This window comes from Kitasatospora sp. NPDC088861 (assembly GCF_044750105.1).
Taxonomy (GTDB): domain Bacteria; phylum Actinomycetota; class Actinomycetes; order Streptomycetales; family Streptomycetaceae; genus Kitasatospora.
Map to the genome: position 1 here is coordinate 103,980 of NZ_JBIVJF010000001.1, position 23,576 is coordinate 127,555.

Annotated in this window: 21 protein-coding genes, 2 tRNA genes and 2 pseudogenes; 7 read left to right on the forward strand and 18 right to left on the reverse strand. The window is 71.6% G+C overall.

Annotated elements, in window-relative coordinates; translation table 11 throughout:
• Window positions 1-83: 83 nt before the first annotated feature.
• The gene (locus ACIP37_RS00495; RefSeq protein ID WP_400842954.1) at window positions 84-1,412 is read right to left on the reverse strand and encodes an MFS transporter; all 1,329 of its coding nucleotides are present in this window, start codon (window positions 1,410-1,412) and stop codon (window positions 84-86) included.
• A 202-nt stretch (window positions 1,413-1,614) separates the two neighbouring features.
• Here ACIP37_RS00495 and ACIP37_RS00500 point away from each other — a divergent pair, with 202 nt between their 5' ends.
• Genes ACIP37_RS00500 through ACIP37_RS00510 form a run of 3 tightly spaced genes read left to right on the forward strand, consistent with a single transcriptional unit; the run spans window position 1,615 to window position 6,291 of the window.
• Window positions 1,615-2,487, forward strand: a complete 873-nt coding sequence (locus ACIP37_RS00500; RefSeq protein WP_400809962.1) for a hypothetical protein — start codon at window positions 1,615-1,617, stop codon at window positions 2,485-2,487.
• A complete protein-coding gene (locus tag ACIP37_RS00505) occupies window positions 2,484-5,654 on the forward strand; it encodes a trypsin-like peptidase domain-containing protein (protein ID WP_400842957.1) in 3,171 nt (1,056 codons plus the stop codon). The genes ACIP37_RS00500 and ACIP37_RS00505 overlap by 4 nt, the downstream gene beginning before the upstream one ends.
• Before the next feature lie 43 nt (window positions 5,655-5,697).
• Window positions 5,698-6,291 (forward strand): NUDIX hydrolase, encoded by a 594-nt coding sequence (locus ACIP37_RS00510; protein WP_400809959.1) that lies wholly within the window; start codon window positions 5,698-5,700, stop codon window positions 6,289-6,291.
• Here ACIP37_RS00510 and ACIP37_RS00515 read toward each other — a convergent pair.
• Window positions 6,281-7,504 carry a hypothetical protein gene (locus ACIP37_RS00515; RefSeq protein WP_400809957.1) on the reverse strand — a complete coding sequence of 408 codons (1,224 nt, stop codon included), beginning with the start codon at window positions 7,502-7,504 and terminating at the stop codon, window positions 6,281-6,283. The two genes, ACIP37_RS00510 and ACIP37_RS00515, sit on opposite strands and share 11 nt — an antisense overlap.
• Window positions 7,505-7,649: 145 nt before the next feature.
• Here ACIP37_RS00515 and ACIP37_RS00520 point away from each other — a divergent pair, with 145 nt between their 5' ends.
• Window positions 7,650-8,024, forward strand: coding sequence for a CU044_2847 family protein (locus tag ACIP37_RS00520; protein ID WP_363631753.1), 375 nt, complete (start codon window positions 7,650-7,652; stop codon window positions 8,022-8,024).
• A 106-nt stretch (window positions 8,025-8,130) separates the two neighbouring features.
• On the opposite strand, the gene ACIP37_RS00525 is transcribed toward ACIP37_RS00520, so the two are convergent.
• The 10 genes and pseudogenes from ACIP37_RS00525 to ACIP37_RS00570 all read right to left on the reverse strand — a co-directional run bounded on the left by ACIP37_RS00525 (window position 8,131) and on the right by ACIP37_RS00570 (window position 14,186).
• A tRNA-Thr gene (locus ACIP37_RS00525) sits at window positions 8,131-8,210 on the reverse strand.
• A gap of 125 nt (window positions 8,211-8,335) precedes the next feature.
• Entirely contained in the window at window positions 8,336-9,682 is a 1,347-nt protein-coding gene (locus ACIP37_RS00530) for a hypothetical protein (RefSeq protein ID WP_400842962.1), read from the reverse strand.
• 388 nt (window positions 9,683-10,070) lie between these two features.
• Window positions 10,071-10,469 (reverse strand): hypothetical protein, encoded by a 399-nt coding sequence (locus ACIP37_RS00535; RefSeq protein WP_363631756.1) that lies wholly within the window; start codon window positions 10,467-10,469, stop codon window positions 10,071-10,073.
• A gap of 530 nt (window positions 10,470-10,999) precedes the next feature.
• A complete protein-coding gene (locus ACIP37_RS00540; RefSeq protein ID WP_400842966.1) occupies window positions 11,000-11,839 on the reverse strand; it encodes a protein phosphatase 2C domain-containing protein in 840 nt (279 codons plus the stop codon).
• A 1-nt stretch (window position 11,840) separates the two neighbouring features.
• On the reverse strand, window positions 11,841-12,020 hold the full coding sequence (locus ACIP37_RS00545; RefSeq protein ID WP_363631760.1) for a hypothetical protein: 180 nt from the start codon (window positions 12,018-12,020) through the stop codon (window positions 11,841-11,843).
• Between the two features lie 138 nt (window positions 12,021-12,158).
• The gene (locus ACIP37_RS00550; RefSeq protein ID WP_400843186.1) at window positions 12,159-12,398 is read right to left on the reverse strand and encodes an IS3 family transposase; all 240 of its coding nucleotides are present in this window, start codon (window positions 12,396-12,398) and stop codon (window positions 12,159-12,161) included.
• 97 nt (window positions 12,399-12,495) lie between these two features.
• A pseudogene (locus ACIP37_RS00555) lies at window positions 12,496-13,158 on the reverse strand (IS30 family transposase); the annotation flags it as partial.
• Entirely contained in the window at window positions 13,077-13,667 is a 591-nt protein-coding gene (locus ACIP37_RS00560) for an IS3 family transposase (protein ID WP_363631812.1), read from the reverse strand. The pseudogene ACIP37_RS00555 and the gene ACIP37_RS00560, both read right to left, overlap by 82 nt.
• 79 nt (window positions 13,668-13,746) lie before the next feature.
• Window positions 13,747-13,974, reverse strand: a pseudogene (locus tag ACIP37_RS00565) (transposase); the annotation flags it as partial.
• Window positions 13,975-14,112: 138 nt separating this feature from the next.
• Window positions 14,113-14,186, reverse strand: a tRNA-Thr gene (locus ACIP37_RS00570).
• 283 nt (window positions 14,187-14,469) lie between these two features.
• Here ACIP37_RS00570 and ACIP37_RS00575 point away from each other — a divergent pair.
• The 3 genes from ACIP37_RS00575 (at window position 14,470) to ACIP37_RS00585 (ending at window position 17,071) form a co-directional block, all read left to right on the forward strand.
• The gene (locus ACIP37_RS00575) at window positions 14,470-15,561 is read left to right on the forward strand and encodes a sn-glycerol-3-phosphate ABC transporter ATP-binding protein UgpC (protein ID WP_363582337.1); all 1,092 of its coding nucleotides are present in this window, start codon (window positions 14,470-14,472) and stop codon (window positions 15,559-15,561) included.
• A 195-nt stretch (window positions 15,562-15,756) separates the two neighbouring features.
• Window positions 15,757-16,206: a hypothetical protein gene (locus tag ACIP37_RS00580; protein ID WP_363582339.1), complete on the forward strand. Its 450-nt coding sequence runs from the start codon at window positions 15,757-15,759 to the stop codon at window positions 16,204-16,206.
• Window positions 16,207-16,279: 73 nt separating this feature from the next.
• Window positions 16,280-17,071 (forward strand): NDP-sugar synthase, encoded by a 792-nt coding sequence (locus tag ACIP37_RS00585; RefSeq protein ID WP_400809953.1) that lies wholly within the window; start codon window positions 16,280-16,282, stop codon window positions 17,069-17,071.
• Window positions 17,072-17,189: 118 nt separating this feature from the next.
• Here the strand turns inward: ACIP37_RS00585 and ACIP37_RS00590 are convergent, their stop codons facing one another.
• From ACIP37_RS00590 to ispD, 6 genes are all read right to left on the reverse strand, one after another.
• On the reverse strand, window positions 17,190-18,788 hold the full coding sequence (locus tag ACIP37_RS00590) for a DoxX family membrane protein (RefSeq protein WP_400842970.1): 1,599 nt from the start codon (window positions 18,786-18,788) through the stop codon (window positions 17,190-17,192).
• 252 nt (window positions 18,789-19,040) lie between these two features.
• Window positions 19,041-20,033: a 23S rRNA (guanosine(2251)-2'-O)-methyltransferase RlmB gene (gene rlmB, locus ACIP37_RS00595; protein WP_363582345.1), complete on the reverse strand. Its 993-nt coding sequence runs from the start codon at window positions 20,031-20,033 to the stop codon at window positions 19,041-19,043.
• 135 nt (window positions 20,034-20,168) lie between these two features.
• The gene (gene cysS / locus ACIP37_RS00600) at window positions 20,169-21,578 is read right to left on the reverse strand and encodes a cysteine--tRNA ligase (protein ID WP_363582347.1); all 1,410 of its coding nucleotides are present in this window, start codon (window positions 21,576-21,578) and stop codon (window positions 20,169-20,171) included.
• A 94-nt stretch (window positions 21,579-21,672) separates the two neighbouring features.
• Entirely contained in the window at window positions 21,673-22,065 is a 393-nt protein-coding gene (locus ACIP37_RS00605) for a PPOX class F420-dependent oxidoreductase (RefSeq protein WP_063348796.1), read from the reverse strand.
• A gap of 146 nt (window positions 22,066-22,211) precedes the next feature.
• On the reverse strand, window positions 22,212-22,733 hold the full coding sequence (gene ispF, locus ACIP37_RS00610) for a 2-C-methyl-D-erythritol 2,4-cyclodiphosphate synthase (protein WP_363582349.1): 522 nt from the start codon (window positions 22,731-22,733) through the stop codon (window positions 22,212-22,214).
• On the reverse strand, window positions 22,723-23,478 hold the full coding sequence (gene ispD / locus ACIP37_RS00615; RefSeq protein WP_363631814.1) for a 2-C-methyl-D-erythritol 4-phosphate cytidylyltransferase: 756 nt from the start codon (window positions 23,476-23,478) through the stop codon (window positions 22,723-22,725). The genes ispF and ispD overlap by 11 nt, the downstream gene beginning before the upstream one ends.
• Window positions 23,479-23,576: the final 98 nt, after the last annotated feature.

A 23,576-nucleotide genomic window follows, 5' to 3' on the forward strand; every position in this document is an offset into this window, starting at 1 on the left:
GCCGCACCGGGGCCGGGGGTGCGCCCCGGAGCCGTTCGGGGGCGGGTGGTCGGCGGATCCCGGGAAGGTCGGACCAGCGCGGGTCAGGGCGCGCCCTCCTGGTCGCCGTGATGCCCGTCCCCGCCCTGACGCCCGCCCTCGCCGTGCCGGCTCCCCTCCCACCGGCGGTTCCGGACCGCCGGCACCGCCAACACCACCGTACCGGCCGCAAGTTGCCAGACCGCACCGAGCAGCAGCACCTTGTCCACGCCGATCCGGTCCGCCGCCGGTCCGGCCGCCGCCAGCCCGAGCGGCCCCAGCACGAACGCGCCGAGCGCCCCGAAGGAGTTGACCCGGCCGAGCACCTCCGGCGGCACCCAGCTCTGCATCGTCGTGCTGAGCAGCGTCCCGCTGACCGCCGAGCCGACCCCCGCCACCAGTGCGCCGGCCACCACCCACGGCAGCGGCGCACCGGCCGCGAGCGCGGCGGAGGGCAGCGCCCAGGCCAGCGTGGCCACGGTGGCCACCGCGAGCGGCCGCTCGGGCCGGCGCCCGAGCATCACCAGCCCGCCCAGCACCGCGCCGACGCCGTACACCCCCATCACCAGACCCCAGGCCCGGGCGCCGCCGAGGTCCCGCTGCGCGGTGAGCGGGCCGAGCACCAGGAACGGCGCCCAGACCAGCAGGTTGAACAGGCCCATCTGGACGGTGGTGATCCAGAACCACGGCCGGGAGGCGAACTCCGACCAGCCGGCCCGCAGTTCGGCGAGCATCGACTGCTCGCCTCCGGCCGCGTTCGCCGCCCGGTCGGGCAGCCGGAGCCTGGCCAGGGCGAACGCGCCGACGCCGTACGTCACCGCGTCGGCCAGCAGGACCACCGCCGGGCCCTGCGTCGCCGTCACCAGGCCGGCCGTCGCGGGCCCGGCCACCGTGGCCACCGAACGGGCCAGCCCCAGCAGGGTGTTCGCGTCGGCCAGGAGCTCCTTCCGGCGCACCAGGCCGGGCACGATCGCCCCGAGCGCCGGCAGGAACAGCCCCTCCCCGACCCCCCACACCGCCACCAGCGCGACCATCGCCCAGACCGGCGCCCGCCCGGCCGTCAGCAGCGCGGCGAACACCGCCTGGACGAGCCCGCGCAGGACGTCCGAGCCCAGCATCACCCGGCGGCTGCCGAACCGGTCCGCGATCACCCCGCCGGCCAGCAGCACCAGCACCACCGGCAGGATCCGGGCCGCCATCACCCACCCCAGGTCGGTTCCGCTGCCGCCGCCGTCGAGCACCGCGAAGGCCACCGCCACCGGCGCCATCGAGGAGCCGAGGAGGGAGGTCGAGTAGCCGACGAAGAACCACGCGAAATCGCGCTCGCCCAGTACGGCGAGCCGGTCTCCCAGCCGCCGGCGGCGGGCCGGGATCCGTTCCGCATCCACTGCCATGGGCGGCAGTCTGCCTCCGGACGGGAACGGCGTTCAAGGGTTTCCGGGGAAAAGTTGAGTCTTTTGGCCTCAATATTTCACGCTCTGCCGACTGCCGCAGTAAACGGCCTCAAAAATGGCCGTTCATCTGCGATTTACTGCGCTTCGCAGATAGCCTTCAGGGGTCCGACCCGAGTTGATTTACTGCGGAAGAGGCCCCGCCATGGCAGAGCTCCCCCCGGTCGAGTACGCCGTCGCCGTCGAGCGCTACCTGGCCGCCTCCGGGCTCGCCGAAGGCTCCCGGCGGATCTACCGGATCGCCCTGAACACCTGGGCCTGGGCCCTCGCCGACCGCCCCGCCCCCACCGGCCCCGAACGGCGGCGCGCCCGGCCGCCCGTCCTCCCGCTCGCCCTGCTCGACCACCCGGACGCCGCCCGCCGCCTGCGCACCGCCGCCGACCGCCGCCGCACCGACACCGACCCGCGCACACTCAACCGCGAACTCTCCACCCTGCGCGCCGCCGTGGCCTGGTGGCGGGCCCAGCGCTGGCTCGACGACGACCCCACCACCGACCTGCACCCCGACCCGCGGCCCGGACCGACCGTCACTCCCCTGACACCCGACGACCTGCGCGCCCTCTTCACCCTCCGCGCGCCCCTGCGCGAACAGTCGCTCTGGCACCTGCTCCACGAGTCAGGCGCCGCCATCGACACCGTCCTCGCCCTCGACACCGACGACCTCGACCTGTCCCGGCACCGCACCCTCCACCGGCCCGGCCGCACCCCCGTCCACTGGCGGAGCGGCACCGCCCGGCTGCTCCCCCTCCTCGTCGCCGGCCGCACCGCCGGCCCGCTCTTCCTCACCGACCGCCGCGCCCCCGCCGGCACCCCCGCCCCCGACCGCTGCCCCCACACCGGCCGCGCCCGCCTCTCCTACCGCCGCGCCGCCGAACTCCTCACCGCCCACACCACCCCCTTGACCCCCGGCGCCCACGGCTGGACCCTGCGTCAACTACGTCCCGGCGCACCTCCGTCACTGGATTCCGACGGCCGGGCACGACACCCTGGCACCCCCGATCGAAGGGACCCCGAGTGATCCCCGACAACGAGACCCGGCGGCGCCGGGAGGCCGTCAGCCGACTCGCCACGGAACAAGCGGTGCTGATCGAGACCGCGGAGAGCTCCGGCACCGGGTTCCTGGTCGCCCCCGACACCGTGCTGACCTGCGCCCACGTCGTCCGCTCCGACCCGCACCCGGCGGTGACGGTGCACGGGCGCACGCTCCGGGCCGAGGTGGTCGCCCGGGAACCGCGGCAGGACCCGGACGGCGGCATCTACGCGTACCCGGACCTCGCGGTGCTCCGGCTCCCCGAAGCGCTGGACACCGCAGGCGTCTGGCTCGCCGATCAGGTGCCCCCCGGCGGCTCGGACGTGATCGTCCACGGATTCAGCGACGCGACCCTGGACGCCGGCACCCACCGGGACACCCTGTACCTCTCCGTCGTCGGCCGCTCCGGCGAAGCGGGCCACTTCGTCCGGCTCAAGAGCGACCAGGTCGTCCAGGGGTTCAGCGGCAGCCTCGTGCTCGACCCCGCCACCGGGCGGGTGTGCGGAGTGCTCAAGACCTCCCGCGACGAGACGGCCGTCCTGGGCGGCTGGATGGTCCCCGTCGACGCGGTGCGGACCTGCTTCCCCGAACTGGCCCGGCGCAACGGACTCGGCCACCGGCCCGGCACGGCCTGGTACGACCTGGCGATGGACCGGGCCGGGCGCCAGGTCCGGCTCTTCGGGGCGTACGGACACCACCGGCCCCGCCAGACGCCCCGGCCGACCCCCGCCCAGCTGCTGACGCAGGGCGCGATGCCCTTCGTGGACCGCCCGGAACTCACCGAACTGCGGGCCTGGTGCGCCGACGGGACCCCGCTGCTGCTGCGCCTGCTCCACGCGCCTGGCGGCTCCGGCAAGACCAGGCTCGCCGCCGAACTGTGCCGGCTGATGGCCGAGGACGGCTGGCTCGCGGGCTTCGTACAGCGCAGCAGCCTCGCGGGGGCGGGGTGGCTGGACGAGCTGACCACCGCCCTCGACGACGGTCTGGCGGTCCTCGCCGTCTTCGACTACGCCCAGGCCCGGCTGGAGGACATCCGCACCCTGGTGGACCACGTCTCGCGGTTCGGACCCGAGCAGCCCCGGCTGCGCCTGCTGCTGCTCGCCCGCACGGCCGAGCCCTTCTGGCGGGCGCTGCAGAGCGGCGTCGACGACTGGGCACTGGCCGACGCCAGCGTCGTGGAACTCCCCAGGACGATCCCCTCCGTCCCCTCCGTCCCCTCCGCCGCCACCGCCACCGCCACCGGGGACGCCACCGGGGACGCCACCTCCGCCGGGGACGCCTTGCCCGCCGCGCTGGTCGTCTCGGCCTTCGAGGTCTTCGCCCGACGACTCGGCCACGACCGCCTGCCCGCACCGAGGAGCCTTCCGTCGCGCGCCGGGCGGGAGGACTCGCTGCTCGGCGTGCTGGCACTCGCGCTGGACGCCGTCCTCACCCTCGCCCGGGGAAGCAGCTGGTCCGGGCACGGCGATCCGCTCGAACGGCTCTGCGACCACGAGGTCCGGGTCTGGCACGCGCAGCTCACGGCGTGGCTGCCCGCGGAGCCGGCCCTGGCCGGCGAGGCCGGCCGGCTCCTGGCGGAAGGGCTCCTCCTCGTCCCGGTCCTCGCCCCCGGGCGACGCTCGGACCGGCTGATCGCCCTGCTGGAACGGGTCCGGGCCGAGGCGTTCCCCCACCATCCGCCCCTCAACATGAACGTCGTCAACGCCCTCCTGCGCATGCTCTACCCGGCCGAGGACGGCCTGGTCGCCCCCGTCGGCCCGAGCCGGATCGGCGAGATCCTGGTCCGACGGGTGCTGAGTACGCCGGAGAGCTCGGGACGCTCCGAGGAGTACCTGCTCGCCCTGCTGGACCCGCCGCACCCCGCCTCGCCGCAGCAGCGGATCGCGGCGGCCACCGAGACCGTGGAGATCCTCGCCCGCGCCCGCGGCTGCACCGGGGTGGGGCGGGTCGTGGACCACCCCGCCCACCCGGCCCTGGACGCCGCACTGGCCCGGAGCATCGCCGAGCGGCCCGACGCGCTCCTGCCGGCCCTGGCCGCCAACGGCGCCGTACTGCCGCACGCCGAACCGCTGGCGGCCCTCATGCTGCCCGCCGTACGGGCGTGCGGACCGGACGTCCTCGCCGCCGTCGAGAGCCGGCTGCCCGGCTACCCCTCCAGCATGTCGCCGGTGGCGGCGCTGGTCCTGAAGCGCCTGCTGGACCAGCCGGACCCCGAATTCGGCGAGGAGGACCAGCTGCGCAGGCTGCGCCGCCTCATCAGCTACAGCCTCCGGCTCGACGAGACCGCCGCGGACGGACCGGCCGCGGACGGACTGGCCCCGGGCGGACCGGCCCCGGGCGGACCGGCCTCGGACGGACTGGCCCCCGGCGGACTCGGCGCGGACGGCGTCCGCCCCGGCGACTCGGCGCTGACCGCCGCCCAGCAGGCCGTCCGCCTCAGCCGGGACCTCGTCCGGCAGACCGGACGCCACCTCCCCGAGTACGCGAGGGCGCTCCACAACGTGAGCCTCCTGCTGCACCGCGCCCACCGGACCGAACCGGCGCTCGAACACGCCAGGTCGGCCGTCGCCCACTACGAGGAACTCCTCGCCGGGGCGGATGGGGACGACACCCTGCGCCAGACGTACCTCCTGGACACCGCGACGGCGCTGAGCACCCTGGCCCTGGTGCGGATGGAGGACGGCCAGGTGAGCGCCGCCCTCGACGCGGCCGCGCACGGCGTCGAGCTGTGCGAGGAGGCCGAACCGGGGGCCCGGCAGGACGACACCCTGCTGACCTGCCTCCAACTCCTCGCCCGGTGCGGGCAACTGGCCGGCCGGCCCGTCGAGGCGGTGGCGGCCGGCTACCGGGCGCTCGCGCTGCTGCGCGAGCTCGCCGACCAGCAGCCCGGCCGCTACCTGGCCAGGCTCCCGGAGGCGTTGCACCGGCAGGCGATCGGCCTCGTCCGGGCCGGACGGGACGACGAGGCGTACCGCGCGCTGCGGGAAGCCGCACAGCTGCGCGCCGCCCTTCCGCCCGGCGACCGGCAACGGCTCGCCGCACAACGGTCCTCGCTCCGGATGCTTGTCCAACTCTCCTCGGAGATAACCGAGTTCACCGACGAGCGCGCACACTGGGTGGAGCAGCTGGCGACCATGGGCAATCATGGCAGGTGAGGCCGTCGCCACCTGCGGCCCTACGACGGCAGGTAGGAGCATGATGCCCACGGACTCTCAGGACCTCGCCGTGCCCGCCCCGATCCGACGCCGCCAGGCCGTCGAGGTCTTCGGGAACCGCTTCGGCCGGCTCTACAACGACGAGGTCGTCGCCCCGGGCGGCACGGCCGGCAACTACCTCCGGTGGCAGTGGTCGCAGACCGGCGTCGTCGTGGTGGCGACCGGCCCCGACGGCATCGCGCTGGTGCCCTCCTACCGCTACCCGGTCGGCGCCGCCTCGCTGGAGTTCCCGCGCGGCGGCTGCGAGCCCGGCGAACCCCCGGAGGAGGCCGCCGCGCGCGAGCTCAGGGAGGAGACCGGCCTCATCGCCTCCACCGTGGAGAGCCTCGGCCTGATCCACGCGGACACCGGCCTGATCGAGAACGGCATCCACGTCTGCCGCGCCACCGTGCTCCCCGGAGGCACCGCCACCGCCCGTCCGGAGGCCATGGAATCGGTGACCGACCCGGTCTGGGTCTCCCCCGACCTGATGGCGCGCTGGCTGCGGCAGGGCCGGATCACCTGCGGCGTCACCCTGGCCGCCTTCGCCCTCCTCCAGGCCCACCCCGACCCGCAGACCGGGACCGTCAGAGGGTGACCACCCGCTCGAAGGGGTCGAGCTCGCGCAACGGCCGCGGCTGGGCCCGGCGCTGCGGGTCCGGGCCCGCCGCACCCGGGCCGTTCACCACGTGGAGCGACAGGTCGCGAACGCCGTCGGTCGCCGGGGAGACCACCTCCAGGCCGGCCCCCAGCCGACCGGCGACCGGGTCCTCGTCCAGCCCGAAGCGCATCAGCCGGACCTCACCCCGCAAGTGCTCCCACGCCAGACCCCCGACACGGCGGAAGGTGCGCTCGAACGCCTCCAGCGTCCACGAGCTGAACTCGTCGACCGCCGAACGCAGCACCGCCGTGTCCGGCTGGATCCCCCGGCGCAGCCGCCCCAACTCCGCGACCAGGGCCACCCGGGAGGGCTGCTCGATCGCCTCGAACACCACCTCCACCGGGAGTTGGGACAGCAGCAGGTTGTCGAGCATCACCGCCGGGAACCCCGCGTACTCGACGAGTCGCCGGCTCCGGAAGACCGGGATGGTGCCCTCGCCGTCGCGCGGGCCGGCCATGCCGACGCCCAGGGCCTGCGGCAGCGCCCGCCGGTAGGACTCGCCGGCCCAGTCGTCCACCGACTGGAGCACGAGGACGAGTTCGGCGCTGCCCCCCGGGCGCGCGCTCCGGTAGTCGGCCAGCCAGTCCCGGAGTTGCTTGTAGAGCAGCGGATCCTGCTCGGCGACCCAGGCGCGCGCGGCTTCGAGGGCCTCCCGCGCGCTCCCGGCGAAGTCCCGCTCGGCGGCCTCGATCCGCGTCAGGACACCGGACTTGAACGCGGCGGCGACGGCCGACCCGTCGTACGGCACCGTGTGCGCGGACGACACCCCGGTCAGCCGCTCCACGTAGGGGACGTCGGGCGCGTTCTCCACGCCCTCGGCCCGGTGGCCGTCGCTGATCCGGTGCAGGCTCCCGCCCGCCCGCAGCGCGACCCGCAGCCGGCCGGCCTCCAGGAGGGCGCCGAAGTCCGAGAGCGCCGCCGTACCCGGGGACCAGCGGACCTTCCGCGCCTCCTCGGCGTCGACGAGTGCCCGGAAGTACCTGTTGTTGAGGCCCTGCGAGTCGCCGATCAGCAGGGTGTCGGCGAAGAGGACATGCAGCAGGACCCGCGACCGCAGGTCCGAGGCCCGGTCGATCGGCGCCGCCGCGTGCGGCTCCACATCGGAGAGGTAGATGCGTTCGGTACCCGCCGCCCGCTGTCCCATATCCATGGCCTGCCACCCCTCGGCGCCCGATACAGTTCCCCTCGCGAAGAAGAAGGATAGGCCCACGGCCCGGGCCGGTCACCGGTTTTCCGGCAATTCGACCCCGGCAACGGCACCCCTTGGAGGAGAAATGTCGGAGCTTGTCCAAGTAGTGACGCCCGAGGGGACATTCTGGGCCCGCATCGAGGAGCAGCGCGGGCCCAGGGACGTCGCCCTGCGCCGCCCCAGCTACCAGCTGGACGACCTCGCGAGCACCCTCCAGACCGTGGTCGGCAACGTGCGATCCGGTCTGCGGGCGGCCGCCCCCGACGAATTCACGCTCGAATTCGGAATCGAGCTCTCCGTCAAGACGGGAGTCCTCGTGAGCGCGGTGACGGGAGTCGACGGAAAGGCCAGCCTGAAGGTGACGGCGACCTGGCGGAAAAGCGGCGAGACCGCCCTTTCCGGCCCGCCGAACGAACCGGAGGAATCGGAAGGGTCCGACGACCCGAACGAACCCACCGAACCCGCACCCGAACCCAGCTGACCAACCACCCCACACCACCCCACAGCCTCCGGCACGCCACCCGCAACGACGAAGGGCCAGCCCCACCGGATCCCCGGCGAGCTGGCCCTTCTGGCACTTCCGCCGCTGAGCCCCCTGTCGGGCTCGAACCGACGACCCCCCGCTTTACAAGAACGGCCGTCCGCCACCCTGCGTGACCTGGGGCTCAGCCACCCTGCCGGTTTCGCGGCCATCGCACCACCGGCGCCCGCGATTCACCGCCACATACCGCCTGTTCTGGCACGCCTGTGGCACGGGCACACCCGCGCTTCAATCCACCGGGAAAGCAGTGGTCATCGAGGTGTAATGTTGTAGTGGTTGGAATACGCCCGAAGCTTTTTCATGATATAGGCAGAAATCGATGCCGCCCTGCAGTGAGCGTCGCTCAGATGGTGAAATTCAAGATGGATATCATCAAATCCAATTGAAATCACAGCGTCCGCATATATATCCTGCTCGCCCAGGTTCACTTCAAATCCCCCCAGGCTCGCCTTAAATTCGGGAACATTCTTTTCTGCGAGGGCACAAATGGCCTGGTTTATCGCCTTGTGGCGGCGGGCCGATGACCCTTGAATCACGTCAAAGGCTCCGAGGATGGAATCAGACGTCTTCCCCTTAGTAGTCGACGTTAGCTCATTCACCCCAGCTCCCGTGATGTACTTATAGAAGTCTGTACTCTTGAAGGTCGTATCCGCATTGGCGGGGCTTTTGTTGACACCCTTTTCGCGGATCACTTCCCGCATATCGCCCGGGCCATATTCAAGAATTGAATACACGACGGAGCTGGGAGTCATGGTCACCAGCTTGGCCCGGAACAGAGAAATCACATATGCCAGATGGTGGCTAGGGTCAGAGTTCCTCTCCTGCCACCACTTGCCGGCTTCAGAGCGGGGGGAGTACCCCACCAATTCCTCAGCCTTAAGAATCATCGTTCCAGCGCGCCGCAGCCGGTTCGCCTCACCCACGACCGGGCTCGTCGAGGTGACAACGAAGAGGATCTCAGGGAGATCGCGGGTGACCTGAACATGGTCAACACGCTCGGCAATTGCGTCCCGAATGGCTGCCAGAAACTCCCCGACGGAGTTACTTGAAGCGATCGACGAAGCAATTGTCTCGCCACCCATTCCCAAGTCTTCTAGCCTCTGATCAAGCTGGATAAACAGCCTTTCGAGGACATCGCTCCACTGCTCTTTTGGTGGGCCAGAAATTGAAATATCGGCACTTGCAGGGGTAAGTGAGCTACCGCCGACTGATCGCGCAAGCTGAATCAGCTCGCCCTTCCAGTCGTCATTAGTGGTCGGCCAGCACACGATGATGTCCGACCGACTCCGAAGGAACTGGTTAAGGGATGCCATGAACTGCCGAAGGCCAACAGTGTCGTCTGATGCCTCTCGGCCATCCATCAACACGAGAATGGACTTTTCAGTGGGCTGTGAAATGTTCTCGCCCATCCACTGGGCGACCTCTCGCAGAGGCACCGTTGCTGGCACTGAGACGACCCGCTCAAAACGGTCCGCCATATTAATAGAAGCCGACCATACGGAGGTGGTTTTTCCACAACCGCTCAGGCCGCTAAGAAACGCCAGAAGTCCGCCGCTTTGAATTTCGGCAGTCCGCCTAAGAATTTCAAACTTCTTCATGTCGGCTTGCACTTTGATAATGAGCGGAGCCGAGCTTAGCGTACGACTTCCAAGAATGTGCTCAAACCTGGTGGGAATTTTCACAGTCACTATCGAGCTCCCCTGCCTGTCACCCATGCGCCGCGTGATATGAACTGCATGATACGGGTCGCGAGCCAGCGGCGGAGTCTCAGCGGCCAAAGTCAAGGGCGTGGCGAGCACTGAGCTTGGGAATCTCGTCCCCTCTTGAACCTTCCACCACTCCTGGCCTGCGATTACGTGGCCTTCAGCGCCGCTTACGGCCTGGTTGTCCGTCCCGTTGTTTGCCGTGACTTCCCGCTCCTGACCCCTCTTTGGGGCACGGATGGGGCATGGCAACAGCCCTTTGCTCCGAGCTTGGCCGTGGTCCTTACGGCTGCCGCATCTCCCACGCCCAATACTCGTCGAACACGGTCAGCCACTCCTTACCACTGCTCTCGGCAGCGGCGGTCATGTCATCCGCGCCATAGTTCTCCTGCAACCACTCACGTTCGCGCTGTTCTTGGAGCCTGCGGTCAGCCTCCCGCTTCCGGTCCCTGCGGAGCCCCGCCTGCCTCGCTTGCTCAGCAACCTGGGCCTTCAAGCGAACGGCCTGCTGACTCAGCCCCGTGAGCGTTGCGGCGCAGTCCGCGCCGAAGTATCTGAGGTACCCACACGGATTCCCGTCCAAGTCCATCGAAGCCAGGACAATCGCCTGCTTCAACGTCGCCCCACATCGGTCGCACATGGCCTCATGGTCTGCGGTGCCTTCAACGCGGTACTCGATCACGGCGCTCCAATCGCAACATCGGCCGCGCCAGCTTGTCGGGTTCGGATCGCACTGGCTACTGAAGCGTTCGAATTGATCACCGGTGCCATCACTTGCGCCCGGTGGGGCGGTTTTGGCCGCCAGCCAGTCCTCGGGCTGAGCGGGTGGTCCCCTCCGCGACCCGCCCACGATCACCACGTCGAAGCCGCACCCAGGCGCCTACCCCCGGTCCCCTCCGAGAGAGGGCCCGGCGGAGCCTCATGCCCTGACCCGCACTGTCCGTCCGGCGGGCGCTCTCACCATCGGCATCCACCGGCCGCACGCTCGACGTGCGCGGCCGGCCGCCGCCGTCGTGGGGCGCAGACAGGAGCGGCGGCGAGCGGCTGGGCCGCGCGCTGGCGCGCTGTGCGCGCCCTTGAACCAGTAGCGAAACTCGTAACAGTCATCTTCTGACCCCACCCCCTCACACCCACTCCCCAGCTACCCATCCCCATCCCACACGCCGCCCGCCTGGGCCTTCGCAGCACTGACGCTCACGCCCTGGAGATCACTTACCGCCGCTTGCCCAACAAGCCCTCCGGCTCTCGCTGCATGAACGCCACCGTGGCATCGTCGTGGCACTTCGAGCGGGGCCAGCGTCGCCGTTGCGGGTCTGAGCGTTCGAGCTCCCGCGTGTGGCCGATGACGCCGTGTGGGCCACCTGTCTCCAGCTGGCTCATGAGGTCGGGCCAACCCATGACTGCGAAGTCGTCAACGGCTCGGGCTGCGCCGTCTGTCAGAACTGCCGCGGCTTGGACAGTTGGCAGCGGGACCTCCCCGGTCAGGCTCTGCTCGGCCGTCTCGGGATCGGTGGCGGCTACCCAGTAGCCCTCTGCGGTGTTCATGAGCTGCCTCTGGGCGTGAGCCAGAGCCGTCCGTCGCTCGGCTTCGCCAAGGCTCTTCAACTCTGCTGCCATTTCGACTCGTTGCCGGTCGGTGACCTGCGACACCTGGTGATCCGCAATCGCATCGATTCTGTCGGGCAGGCTGAGTACGACGGTTGAGTCCGCCAGAACCAACCACTCGAAGGCATCTCCGCGGACTCTCACGATGGCCACCGTGGACGTCGGCGTCATCGGGTTGCCCAGGTCGCACGTCCCTGCGTGAAGCCGAGCCGTGGAGTCGATCGCGTCCGCCAGGCACTCGGTCAGCGCCGCCGGCCGTTCGGTCGCGTGCTTGAAGATGCTCGCGCCGAGGGCCCGCACGAACCACGGCACACCGTGAGTGCAGCCGGTGTCCATGCCGCTGGGGAGTCCGGCTCCGTCGAGGAGAACAACGGTCTCGGGGCTGGCGATTGCGAAGTCCTCGTTGGTCCGGCCCGGGTTCGGGGCCGTCGCGACCGAGACCAGCATGTCAGGCTTCCTCGTGGCGGAGTACGCCGGTCAGAGCCCGGCTCGTGAGCACGCGCTTGGTGCCGGCCTCGTAGTCGCAGCCGCTGACCATGGAGAACGGCTGGTTTCCGATCTCGCCGTACAGCTCGGCGACATGAGTCGACAGGTAGTGCGCGACCCCGAGCGACCAGCACCGGAGCAACGACCGCGACCGTGGCATTGCGGACCGCATGGGCGAAGCCGCCCGCAAGGCTCTCGGGAAGGACGATCCGCCGAACGCTTCTGGCACGCCCGTGGCACAGCCCGAGTTGAGCTTCCCCCGGTGTGTGGGAGGTGCTGATTAGCTGGTCAGGACGGGTGTGGGTGGTTCGTCGACCACTGGTTCGGCCGTCACCTGGTCGGCGTAGTAGTTCGCCTCGTACTCGTCGGGGCTGAGCCAGCCGAGACGCTTCTGGATGCACTGGGTGTTGTACCAGCCGTCGATGTAGGCGAACAGCGCCAGGTCGGCGTCCGTGCGGGTCGCGAAGGCCGTGCGGCGCACGCATTCGGTCTTCAGCACGCTCCAGAAGTTCTCCGCCAGGGCGTTGTCGAACGAGTCGCCGACCGTGCCCATGCTTGCCTCAATTCCGGCCTTGAGCAGGCGGGTTGTGAGCTTGATGGATGTGTACTGACCGGGTTCAAGGGGTCGTTGCAACACCGCTGGTTTGGGGCGAGAGTAGCTGATCGTCGAGTGCCTCTGCGGGAGTTCTCCAGCCGAGTGTCTTCCGCGGCCGGGTGTTGAGTGCCCCAGCGATGGCTGCGAGGTCGCGAGCGGTCCAGCGGGCAAGGTCTGTGCCCTTCGGGAAGTATTGCCGCAGCAGCCCGTTCGTGTTCTCGTTCGTGCCGCGCTGCCAGGGGCTGTGCGGGTCGGCGAAGTAGACGGCGATGCCGGTGTCGGCCTTCAGCTGGGCGTGCTGGGCGAGCTCCTTCCCCCGGTCCCAAGTCAGTGATCGTCGCAACTGCTTTGGGATGTTTGCCATTTGGACTGTGAGGGCCTTACGCATCGCCTCGGCGCCGTATCCGGCCAGCGCGGGGCCGTTCTTCACCCGTGGCTCGACGCCGTAGCCTTCCATTCGCGGCAGGTGGACCAGGATCGTGAACCTGCTCGTGCGCTCCACGAGCGTGCCGATGGCGGACCGGTTCGCCCCGATGATCAGATCGCCTTCCCAGTGGCCCGCGACGGCCCGGGTCTCGACCTCGGCGGGACGCTCGCTGATCATCACGTCGGGCGTGACGTGACCGGCCGCCTTCCTGCGGGCGCGGGAGCGAGGAACCCGCAGGGCACGCCCTGTCCGCAGGCACGGTCGGCGTCGGCGCGTTCGGAGGTGTGCCAGCCCACGATCCGGCGGGAGAAGGCGTCGCGGATCGTGGCCAGCCACCACGGACCCTCGCCGGTGGGGACCAGCGAGATGTCCGCGACCCACAGCCGGTTGGCCGCGTTCGCGGTGAAGTCGCGCCGGACGAGGTCCGGGGCGGGGTCGGCTGCCGGGTCGCTGCGGGTGAAGGAGCGGGGCCGGCGCGGGCTGACGCCCTGGAGTCCGGCCTCGCGCATCAGGCGCTCGACCCGTTTGCGGCCGACGCGGGTGCCCTCGCGTCGCGGGACGGCGTGGACGCGCGGGGAGCCGTAGGTGGCGTCCGAGTCCGCATGGACGCGGCGGATCCGCTCGGTCAGCTCGGTGTCCTGGCGCCTGCGCTCGCAGGGCGCGTGGACGTCCCGGCGCCAGCGGTAGTAGGTGGAGGCGGGGATGTGCAGTTCCCGGAGGTCGGCCTCGGCCCCGAAGCGGTCCTGGTGCTCGTCGATGAGCTTCAGTACCGTCGCCGGGTCGGGTCGAGCTCCTGGGCGAAAAAGCCGAGGCGGCCTTGAGAATCTCGCAGGACCGGCGCAACTCGGCGTTCTCCTTGCGCAGAGCGGCGAGTTCCTCCTTCTCGGCGCTGGTCAGCCGGTCGTCGCGTTCGCCTCGGTCGGCCTCGTCCTGGCGGATCCAGTTGCGCAGGGCCTCGTGGTGCACGCCCAGGTCCCTGGCCATCTGCCGGATCACCGGTTTCGGGTCGGCGGCTCGGTATGCGGCAACGGCTCGCTGACGCAACTCGGACGGGTACTTCATCGGTGCAGCCATGGCAGAGGCTCCCTTCTCGCGACCTATCAGGTCATGTCCGGCAACCTTCCGCACCTCGGGGGAACCTCAAGTAGGACCGCAGCAACGACGAAGGGCCAGCCCCGCCGGATCCCCGGCGAGCTGGCCCTTCGTGCTGCGAGCCCCCTGTCGGGTTCGAACCGACGACCCCCGCTTTACAAGAGCGGTGCTCTGGCCAGCTGAGCTAAGGAGGCACGGTGACCGTCCGCGAGGGATCACGGCGGCACCGGGGGCAGTCTACCGGGCCCGGCAGGTGGGGTGGGGGGATATCCGGGGGTTGGCGGGCTGGGTAGGCGTGATGGAACCGATGCCGAAATCGGGCGGGCTGGGGGCTGACAAGCGGCGGAGGCGCAGGTAGCGTCGCCCGGAGTCGGTTCGTGAGGTGGTTCAGACCACTGGGCGGGCTGACGGAGGCGAACGAACGCCCCTTTACTCGGATCGTCCGGCACGTTCCTGCCGGTGAAGGAGAGAACAACCATGGCTTCTGTCACGTACGACCAGGCGACCCGCGTCTACCCCGGGGCGGACAAGCCCTCGGTGGACGCGCTGGACCTGGAGATCGCGGACGGCGAGTTCCTCGTGCTGGTCGGCCCCTCGGGCTGCGGCAAGTCGACCAGCCTGCGCATGCTGGCCGGTCTGGAGGACGTCAACAGCGGCTCCATCCGGATCGGTGACCGGGACGTCACGCACCTGCCGCCGAAGGACCGGGACATCGCCATGGTGTTCCAGAACTACGCGCTGTACCCGCACATGACCGTCGCCGAGAACATGGGCTTCGCGCTCAAGATCGCCGGCGTGAACAAGGCGGAGATCCGCACCAAGGTCGAGGAGGCCGCGAAGATCCTCGACCTGACGGAGTACCTGGACCGCAAGCCGAAGGCGCTGTCGGGTGGTCAGCGGCAGCGTGTCGCGATGGGCCGCGCGATCGTGCGCCAGCCGCAGGTCTTCCTGATGGACGAGCCGCTGTCGAACCTGGACGCGAAGCTGCGCGTCTCGACCCGTACCCAGATCGCCGGCCTCCAGCGCCGCCTGGGCATCACGACGGTGTACGTCACCCACGACCAGACCGAGGCGCTCACCATGGGCGACCGGGTCGCGGTGCTCAAGGGCGGCGTGCTCCAGCAGGTCGACACCCCGCGCAACATGTACGACCGGCCCTCCAACCTGTTCGTGGCCGGCTTCATCGGCTCGCCCGCGATGAACCTGGTCGAGGTCCCGCTGGTGGACGGCGGCGTGAAGTTCGGCGGCTCGGTGGTCAACGTCTCGCGCGACGACCTGGCCGGCGCCGGCACCGACAAGTCGGTGACGGTCGGCATCCGCCCGGAGCACTTCGAGATCGTCCCGGCGGGCGGCATCGAGGGTGTCGCGGTGACGGTGAACGTCGTCGAGGAGCTCGGCTCCGACGGCTTCGTGTACGGCACCACCAAGATCGGCGGCGAGGACAAGGAGCTGGTCGTCCGCGTGCACGGCCGGCAGATCCCGGCCCGTGGCGAGACGATCCACGTCGTGCCGATCGCCAACGAGACCCACGTGTTCTCGACCAGCTCGGGCGCCCGTCTGAGCAGCTGAGCACGGCGCGCCCTGCCGGTCGGTCGACCGGCAGGGCAAGCCGGCACGACGGAGCCCGTCGGACCATTCCTGGTCCGGCGGGCTCCGTCCGTACACCCCCACGTCAACACGGTGGGGGGACGAACCCGGACACGGTGTCACTCGATGGTGTCACGGAGGGCGATCCGGCCCGTACCCACCGCTACTCTCCTGAGGGTGAAGCAGCTTGTACGCCGTATCGGCCAGACCGTCGCCCTGACCCTGCCGGTCGTCCTGGTGACCACCGGCACCCTCGCCGTGACCCGGGTGCCATGGGCCCCGCCGACCAACCTCGACCAGCAGGTCGTGGCGGCGTCCAGTGGTGACGGCACCGGGATCGGGCGTTCCGCCACCGCCACCGCGGGCACGTCCCCGGACGGGCTCGCCCCGCAGGAATCGCTGCGGGTGGTGCTGCTGGACGAGCTGCGGGCCAAGAACCCGTCCGCCGCGCTGGACCTGCTGGAGCGCTCGATGCGCGAACAGCCGTCGCTGACGCCGTACTGCACCTCGCTCGCCGGAGAGCTGGGCAAGGCGGCGGTGCGCAAGTACCAGGGCGACGTCCAGCGGGCCCGGTCCTTCGCCCGCCCGGTCTGCGACGGGTCGTTCGCGGCGGGCATCGCCGGCTGACCCCCTCGGCCGCGGGCCGACGGCGCCCGCGGCCTCGGGTTCCCACCCCCGGTGGGCGCCCTATTCTTCAGGCATGACCGCTGACTCCGGCCCCACCGCCGACCTCGCGTCCCCGCCGACCCACCCGTCCCGGCCGACCACGACGCCCGTCACCCAGGCCGTGATCCTGGCCGGCGGCCAGGGCTCGCGGCTGCGGCCCTACACGGACGACCGCCCGAAGCCGCTGGTCGAGATCCCCGGGACGGGCACGCCGATCCTCGGCCACCAGCTGGCCTGGCTGGCCTCCGAGGGCGTCACCGACGTGGTGGTCTCCTGCGGGCACCTCGCCGCCGTGCTGGAGGAGTGGCTCGACAAGGCGGATCTGCCGCTGCGCGTGCGCACGGTGGTCGAGGAGGAGCCGCTCGGACGCGGCGGCGGCCTCAAGTACGCGGCCAAGGCGCTGCCCCGCCCGGACGAGCCCTGGTACGCCACCAACGGCGACATCTGGACCCGGTTCAGCCTGCGCGACATGGCCGCCTTCCACCACGAGCGGGACGCCGTCGCGACGCTCGCGCTGGCCCGACCGCGGATCCCGTGGGGGGCGGTGGAGACCGACCAGTTCGGCAACGTGCTGGACTTCATCGAGGCGCCGCCCTCGCCGTTCCTGATCAACGCCGGGCTGTACGTGTTCAGCCCGGAGTTCGCCGAGCTGCTGCCGGACGTGGGCGACCACGAGCGCACCACGTTCCCGCAGCTGGCGCGCAGCAAGCGGCTGGCGGGCTACCAGCTGCCGCAGGGCGTGTACTGGCGCGCCATCGACACCGCGAAGGACCTCACCGAGGCGGCCAAGGAGCTCGCCTCCGGGGCCGGCCGCACACCGCAGTAACCGCCGCTCCCCCAGCCTCGCGCCCCAGCACCCGCGCCCCAGCACCTCAGCCCCCTGCGCACGACGATCGGCCGGGTGCTCCGCCAAGGAGCACCCGGCCGATCGCGTCCACGGGCCGTCAGGTGGACGTGGGCGCCCCCGGGTGGGAGGAGCGGGCGCCGCCGGACAGGTCGGCGAGCGGGCCGCTGCCCAGCACCCCGCCGAGCAGCCCGGGGCTCGCCCCCGAGCTCGGGCTGGGCTTGGACGCCGCCCCCGAGCCGGCGGGGGCCGGGGTGCTGCGCTGGGCGGGCGAGGAACCGGCCGACGGCGCGGCGGCGGCCGGCGCGGCGGGGGTCGGGGTCGTGCCGGCCCCGGTCTCCGCCTTGGTGGAGTGCCCCTTGCCGCTCGGCGTCGGGCTGCCCGGGCGGGTTGCCGGGGCGGAGGAGGGCGGGGTGGTCGGGCTCGGCGTGGGGGTGGCCGGGCGCGGGGCGGGCGAGGGCGAGGTGGACGAGCCCTGGCCGCCCGGGGTGCCGGTCGGGGCGCCGCTGGGCCAGACCGGCGTGCCGTAGTCGGTGGCCGGACGGGCCGGTGCCTGGTGCGTCCGGGCCCCGGTCCGCACCGCCGCGCCGAACATCGAGCCGAGCAGCAGGGTCGCCCCGACCACGACCGTGGTGACCACCGTGCCGCGGCGCAGCACCCGGCGGCGCAGCGCGGCGGGCGCGTCGGCGCCGTAGCGCCGCCAGGCCTCCAGGTTGAGCCGCCCGTCCAGGGAGGCGAACGGCGCTCCGGCGATCAGCAGCGGGCTCCAGGCCGCCAGGAAGATCAGGTCGGGGGTGTCGTAGACCGGCACGGCCCGCCAGCTGACGGTGAACAGCAGCGCGGCGGAGAGGAGCATCGCCGCCCCGGCCGCGAGCCGCTGCCAGAGGCCGAGGACGGTCAGCACGCCGACCACGACCTGGGTGAACGACACCACCAGGCCGGCACCGACCGGGTGCGCCATGGCGAAGGCCAGCAGCGGTTCGGCGACCTTCCAGGGGTGCAGCGAGGCGAGCCAGCGCATCATCGAGCCGCGCTCGCCGCCGTCGAAGTAGACCGGGTCGCAGAGCTTGCTGAACCCGGCGTAGACGGACAGCGAGCCGAGGACGGCGCGCAGCGGCAGCAGGACCAGGCCGAGGTCGACCCGGCGGCCGGGGTACCAGGGCTGCTTGCCCTCGGCGGCCGTCGCGGAGACCTCGGGGAGCTCGCCGCTCGGGGTCCAGCCCTGCGGTGCGCCGACCGGGCCGATGCCCGCGTCGGTGGCGGTGCCGGCACCCTCCCGGGGCTGGCGCGGGACGGTCCGGGCGCCCGAGTAGGACGGGATCACCCGGGTGTCCGACACGCCCGGGCCGCCGCCGTCGGGTCCGGAGCCGGTGAGCCGGACGGCGTCCAGCAGCTGGGTGGCCGCGAGGTCCCCGGGGGGCGCCTGCCCGGTCCAGGTGACGGCGGTGACCCGGCCCTTGCGGCGCGGCGCACCGCCCCCGGCGGCCCCCGCGAGCGCCGGGACGGCGGAGGCGGGCACCACGACCTGCGGGGTGACCAGCGGACGGCGGATCAGGCCCTGGTCGGCGTACGGGTCGCCGAACGCGGCGCCGGTGGACAGCAGTCCGGCCGGGGCCTCGATCAGCGGCGCCACCGGGGCGCCGAGCCGGAGCCGGAAGCTCGCCTGGGTGATGCTGAGGCGCGCGGGGTCGGACGGCACCTTGACCGTGTCAAGGCCGGGGCCCGCGTCTATCCCGGTGCTGCCGCCGCCGAACAGGGGGCGCCGAGGTGTTCTGGTGTCCACGCCCGTCTAACCGGGTGACCACCGCTTAGGACACTCTCCCGAGTGGATGTCCGGCGCATACTTGAAATGATCATGAGAAAAGCGATCGGGCCTGGTCGGGCCCGATCGCTTTTCACTCGGATTGCGGAGAATTCAGAAGTTCCCCTGCGCCCCGCACACCGACTGTGCTCAGCGCTTGGCGCGCAGCCGCGCGGCCTCGTAGAGCACGATGCCCGCCGCGACACCGGCGTTCAGCGACTCGGTCAGCCCGGACATCGGGATCCGCACCCGCATGTCGCAGGTCTCCGAGACCAGCCGGGACAGACCCTTGCCCTCGCTGCCCGCGACGATCACCACCGGGCCGGTCAGCAGCTCCAGGTCGCCCAGCTCGGCCTCGCCGTCGGCGGCCAGGCCGACCACCATGAGGCCGGCCTTCTGGTAGGCCTCCAGGGTGCGGGTGAGGTTGGTGGCCCGGGCGACGGGCAGACGGGCGGCGGCGCCGGAGGAGGTCTTCCAGGCACCGGCGGTCATGCCGGCCGCGCGGCGCTCGGGGATGACCACGCCGTGCGCGCCGAAGGCGGCGGCGGAGCGGACCACGGCGCCGAGGTTGCGCGAGTCGGTGACGCCGTCCAGCGCGATGATCAGCGCGTCCTGGCCCGAGTCGGAGGCCTCGACCAGCAGGTCGTCGGGGTGCGCGTACTCGTACGGCGGCACCTGGAGCACGAGGCCCTGGTGGTTGAGCCCGCCGGTCATCTGGTCCAGCTGCGGGCGCGGGGCCTCCATCAGCGGGATGCCGCGGTCGTTGGCGGCCTGGAAGGCCTCGCGGACGCGGTCGTCGGTGTCGACGAACTGCTGGACGTACAGCGCGGTGGCCGGGACGCCGCCCTGAAGGGCCTCGACGACCGAGTTGCGGCCGAAGACGAGCTCGGCGCTGCCCGCGCCGCCCCGGCCACCGCGACCGGCGCCGCCGGCGCGGCGCATGCCGGCGCGGGCCTTGGCGTCCCGCTCGCGCTTGACCGCGGCGTTGGCGGCGCGCTGCTTCGGGTGGCCCTTGCGCTCCGCTCCGGGCGGGGTCGGGCCCTTGCCCTGGAGCCCCTTCCGGCTGTGGCCGCCGGTACCGACAGACGCGCCCTTCTTCGACCCGGGGTTGCGGCGGTTCCTGCGCTGGCTGTTGCCGGCCATGGCTGTACTTCCTGTCTGTCCGGCATGCCCGGCCGCCCCGTTCTGTCCGGCGGCGGCCGACTGCATGCGCTACGTCATGCGGGAGGGCCGCACCGGTCCGGTACGGCCCACCCTCACCCCGATCGTCAGATGGGGTTACTGGCTGTTGATCGTCCAGCGCGGGCCGGACGGGGTGTCCTCGATCACCAGCCCGGCCAGGCCGAGCTGGTCGCGGATGGCGTCCGCGGTGGCGAAGTCCTTGCGCTGACGCGCCGCCTGCCGCTGGTCCAGGACCAGGCGGACCAGCGAGTCGACCACACCGTGCATGCTCTTCATTGTCCCAGGCTCGCCGCGCTCCGACCCGGCCCACTGCGGGGCGAGCGGGTCGAGACCCAGCACTCCGAGCATCGCACGGACCTCGGCCAGACGCGCCACCGCGTTCTCCTTGTCGTCCGCGTTCAGGGCGCTGTTGCCCTGGCGGACGGCGGTGTGCACGACGGCGAGCGCCTGCGGAACTCCCAGGTCGTCGTCCATCGCCTCGGCGAAGGCCGGCGGCACCTCGGGGGCGGCGTCGACCGCCCCGCAGCGCTCGACGGTGCGCTGGATGAAGCCCTCGATCCGGCCGAACCCGGCCTCGGCCTCACGCAGGGCGTCCTCGCTGTACTCGATCATCGAGCGGTAGTGCGGGGTGCCCAGGTAGTAGCGGAGCACGATCGGACGCCAGCGCTGGACCATCTCGGAGACCAGCACCGAGTTGCCCAGCGACTTGCTCATCTTCTCGCCGGCCATGGTGACCCAGGCGTTGTGCACCCAGAAGCTGGCGAAGGCGTCGCCGTAGGCCTTGGACTGGGCGATCTCGTTCTCGTGGTGCGGGAAGATCAGGTCCAGCCCGCCGCCGTGGATGTCGAAGGCCGGGCCGAGGTACTTGTGGACCATCGCCGAGCACTCCAGGTGCCAGCCCGGCCGGCCGCGGCCCCACGGGGTCTCCCAGCTCGGCTCGCCCGGCTTGGCGGCCTTCCACATCGCGAAGTCGCGCTGGTCCCGCTTGCCGGTCTCGCCCTCGCCCTCGGGCTGGCGCAGGTCGGCCAGCTTCTGGTTGGAGAGCGCGAGGTAGTCCGGGTACGACTTCACGTCGAAGTAGACGTTGCCGTCGGCCGCGTAGGCGTGGCCCTTCTCGATGAGCCCCCGCATCATCTCGACCATCTCGGGGATGTGCCCGGTGGCCCGCGGCTCGACGGTCGGCGGCAGGCAGCCGAGCGCGGTGTAACCGTCGTTGAACGCCCGCTCGTTCTCGTAGGCGATCTGCCACCACGGGATGCCGAACTCGCGCTCCTTGGCGATCACCTTGTCGTCGATGTCGGTGACGTTCCGGGCGAAGGTGACCTGGTAGCCGCGGTAGGCGAACCACCGCTGCATGATGTCGAAGTTGAGACCGGACCGGATGTGCCCGATATGAGGCGCCGACTGGACGGTAGCGCCGCACAGGTAGATCGAGACACAACCCGGTACAAGCGGGACGAAGTCGCGTACCTGGCGGGTGCTGGTGTCGTACAGGCGAATGCTCACAGCGTCAAGCGTAGTGGGCAGGAGGGGGTGCCCCGCGACATTCCCCGGGAATGATATGCCGCACTCCCGGGGAACCACGGGCCGCGCGGGCCGGTCAGATGTTGCCGACCACCTTGCGCGGGCTGAGCCGGACGACCACCCGGACGTCGTCCGGGCCGTCGAACCCGTACTCCTCGCCGCGGTACTTGCGGGACAGTTCGTTGATCAGCTCCCGGCCGCCCTCGGTGGTCATCGTCGCCGAGCCGCGCACCTCGACGTACTCGTACGGGTTCTCCGGCGGGTTGACCACGAGCGAGATGCGCGGGTCCCGCACCAGATTGAGGTGCTTGCGGCGGCCCTGGACGGTGGAGAACAGGATGTCGTCGCCGTCCCGCGTGACCCAGACGACCGAGGACTGGGGGCTGCCGTCGGGCTGGATCGTGGACACCACGGCGAAACTCTTGCGGTCGAGCAATTCCTTGGCGGGGCCAGAGAGTTCGACGCCCATCGAGAACCTCTTCTCATCGTCGGCGGTACGGCCCGAGGGGAAGCCCCGCCCGGGCCCGAAACCGCACACTACCGACCGATCCACCGCCACGCCGGGTGAACACTCGTCAGGACCCGCCTATTCCGGCCCTGCTGACCGCGCCCGGCTCAACGCCGTTCGTACACCAGGGCCGTGGCGATCGCGGCCAGCCCCTCGGCCCGACCGGTCAGGCCCAGGCCGTCCGTTGTGGTGCCGGACACCGACACCGGCGCACCGGCCGCGGCCGACAGCGCGGCCTGCGCCTCGGCCCGCCGCTTGCCGATCTTCGGCCGGACGCCGACCACCTGGACCGCGATGTTGCCGATCTCGAAGCCCTCGGCGCGCACCAGCCGGGCCGCCTCACCGAGCAGCTTCACCCCGGAGGCGCCGGCCCACTCCGGCCGGTCGGTGCCGAAGTGCGCGCCCAGGTCGCCGATCCCAGCGGCCGAGAACAGCGCGTCGCAGGCCGCGTGCGCGGCGACGTCGGCGTCCGAGTGCCCGGAGAGCCCGACCCCGGCGTCCGGCCACTCCAGTCCGGCCACCCAGAGCGGGCGGCCGGCCTCGAAGGCGTGCACGTCGGTGCCGATGCCCACGCGCGGCAGCACGGGGGCCGGGGCCTGGGCGGCGGGCGTCAGCGGGTCAGTAGGCATCGGCGGCCCTCCGGCGGGCGAGTACGGCCTCGGCGAGCACGAGGTCCAGTGGACGGGTGACCTTGAACGCCTCCTCGTGGCCGGGCACCACGACGACCTGGCCGCCGTAGCGCTCCACCAGGCCCGCGTCGTCGGTGACCGGCGGCGCGCCGTCGGCGCCCGCGGCCTCCTCGGCCAGCGCCTTGGCGTGCACCCCGACCAGGGTGGCCCGGTCGAAGCCCTGCGGGGTCTGGACCGCGCGCAGGGTGGCCCGGTCGGGCGTGTCGAGCACCGGCTCGGGGCGGCCCGGGCTCGACTCGACCCGCTTCACCGTGTCGGCCAGCGGCACCGCGGGCACCACCGCCCCGGCCCCGGCCCGGACGGCGGCCGCCACCGCGTCCACCACCTCGACCGGGACGAGCGGGCGGGCCGCGTCGTGCACCAGGACGATCTCCACCTCGGCCGGGATCGCGGCCAGGCCGAGCCGGACCGATTCCTGGCGGGTGGCGCCACCGGCGACCACCCGGATGTCCTTGCCGTCCAGCCCGTGGCTGTCCAGCAGGGCGACCACCTCGGCCACCCCGTCGGCGGGCGCGGCGACCACGACCAGGCCGACCGCCCGACTGCGGGCCAGCGCCCGCACGGCGTGCACCAGGAGCGGCACGCCGCCCAGTTCCCGCAGGGCCTTCGGGGCACCGGGCCCCAGCCGCTCACCGCGTCCGGCGGCGGGCACCACTGCTGCTGCGACTGCTGCTGAGGCGTTCAGGTTTCACTCCTTCGGAGAAGTGGGTATGGCCTTGGCGTGCCCGGCGGGCGCTACGGGCCCCTTCCGAAGAATTACGGTCCAACCGTCCGCCGCACAAT

Bases quoted from the DNA above. Each gene is read 5' to 3' on its own strand.
- ACIP37_RS00500 (WP_400809962.1), top strand. From the start codon at position 1,615: ATGGCAGAGCTCCCCCCGGTCGAGTACGCCGTCGCCGTCGAGCGCTAC.
- ACIP37_RS00585 (WP_400809953.1), top strand. From the start codon at position 16,280: ATGACCGCTGACTCCGGCCCCACCGCCGACCTCGCGTCCCCGCCGACC.
- ACIP37_RS00605 (WP_063348796.1), bottom strand. From the start codon at position 22,065: ATGGGCGTCGAACTCTCTGGCCCCGCCAAGGAATTGCTCGACCGCAAG.
- ACIP37_RS00495 (WP_400842954.1), bottom strand. From the start codon at position 1,412: ATGGCAGTGGATGCGGAACGGATCCCGGCCCGCCGCCGGCGGCTGGGA.
- ACIP37_RS00515 (WP_400809957.1), bottom strand. From the start codon at position 7,504: ATGGATATGGGACAGCGGGCGGCGGGTACCGAACGCATCTACCTCTCC.
- ACIP37_RS00540 (WP_400842966.1), bottom strand. From the start codon at position 11,839: ATGCTGGTCTCGGTCGCGACGGCCCCGAACCCGGGCCGGACCAACGAG.
- rlmB (WP_363582345.1), bottom strand. From the start codon at position 20,033: ATGGCCGGCAACAGCCAGCGCAGGAACCGCCGCAACCCCGGGTCGAAG.
- ispF (WP_363582349.1), bottom strand. From the start codon at position 22,733: ATGCCTACTGACCCGCTGACGCCCGCCGCCCAGGCCCCGGCCCCCGTG.
- ACIP37_RS00510 (WP_400809959.1), top strand. From the start codon at position 5,698: ATGCCCACGGACTCTCAGGACCTCGCCGTGCCCGCCCCGATCCGACGC.
- ACIP37_RS00530 (WP_400842962.1), bottom strand. From the start codon at position 9,682: ATGAAGAAGTTTGAAATTCTTAGGCGGACTGCCGAAATTCAAAGCGGC.
- ACIP37_RS00575 (WP_363582337.1), top strand. From the start codon at position 14,470: ATGGCTTCTGTCACGTACGACCAGGCGACCCGCGTCTACCCCGGGGCG.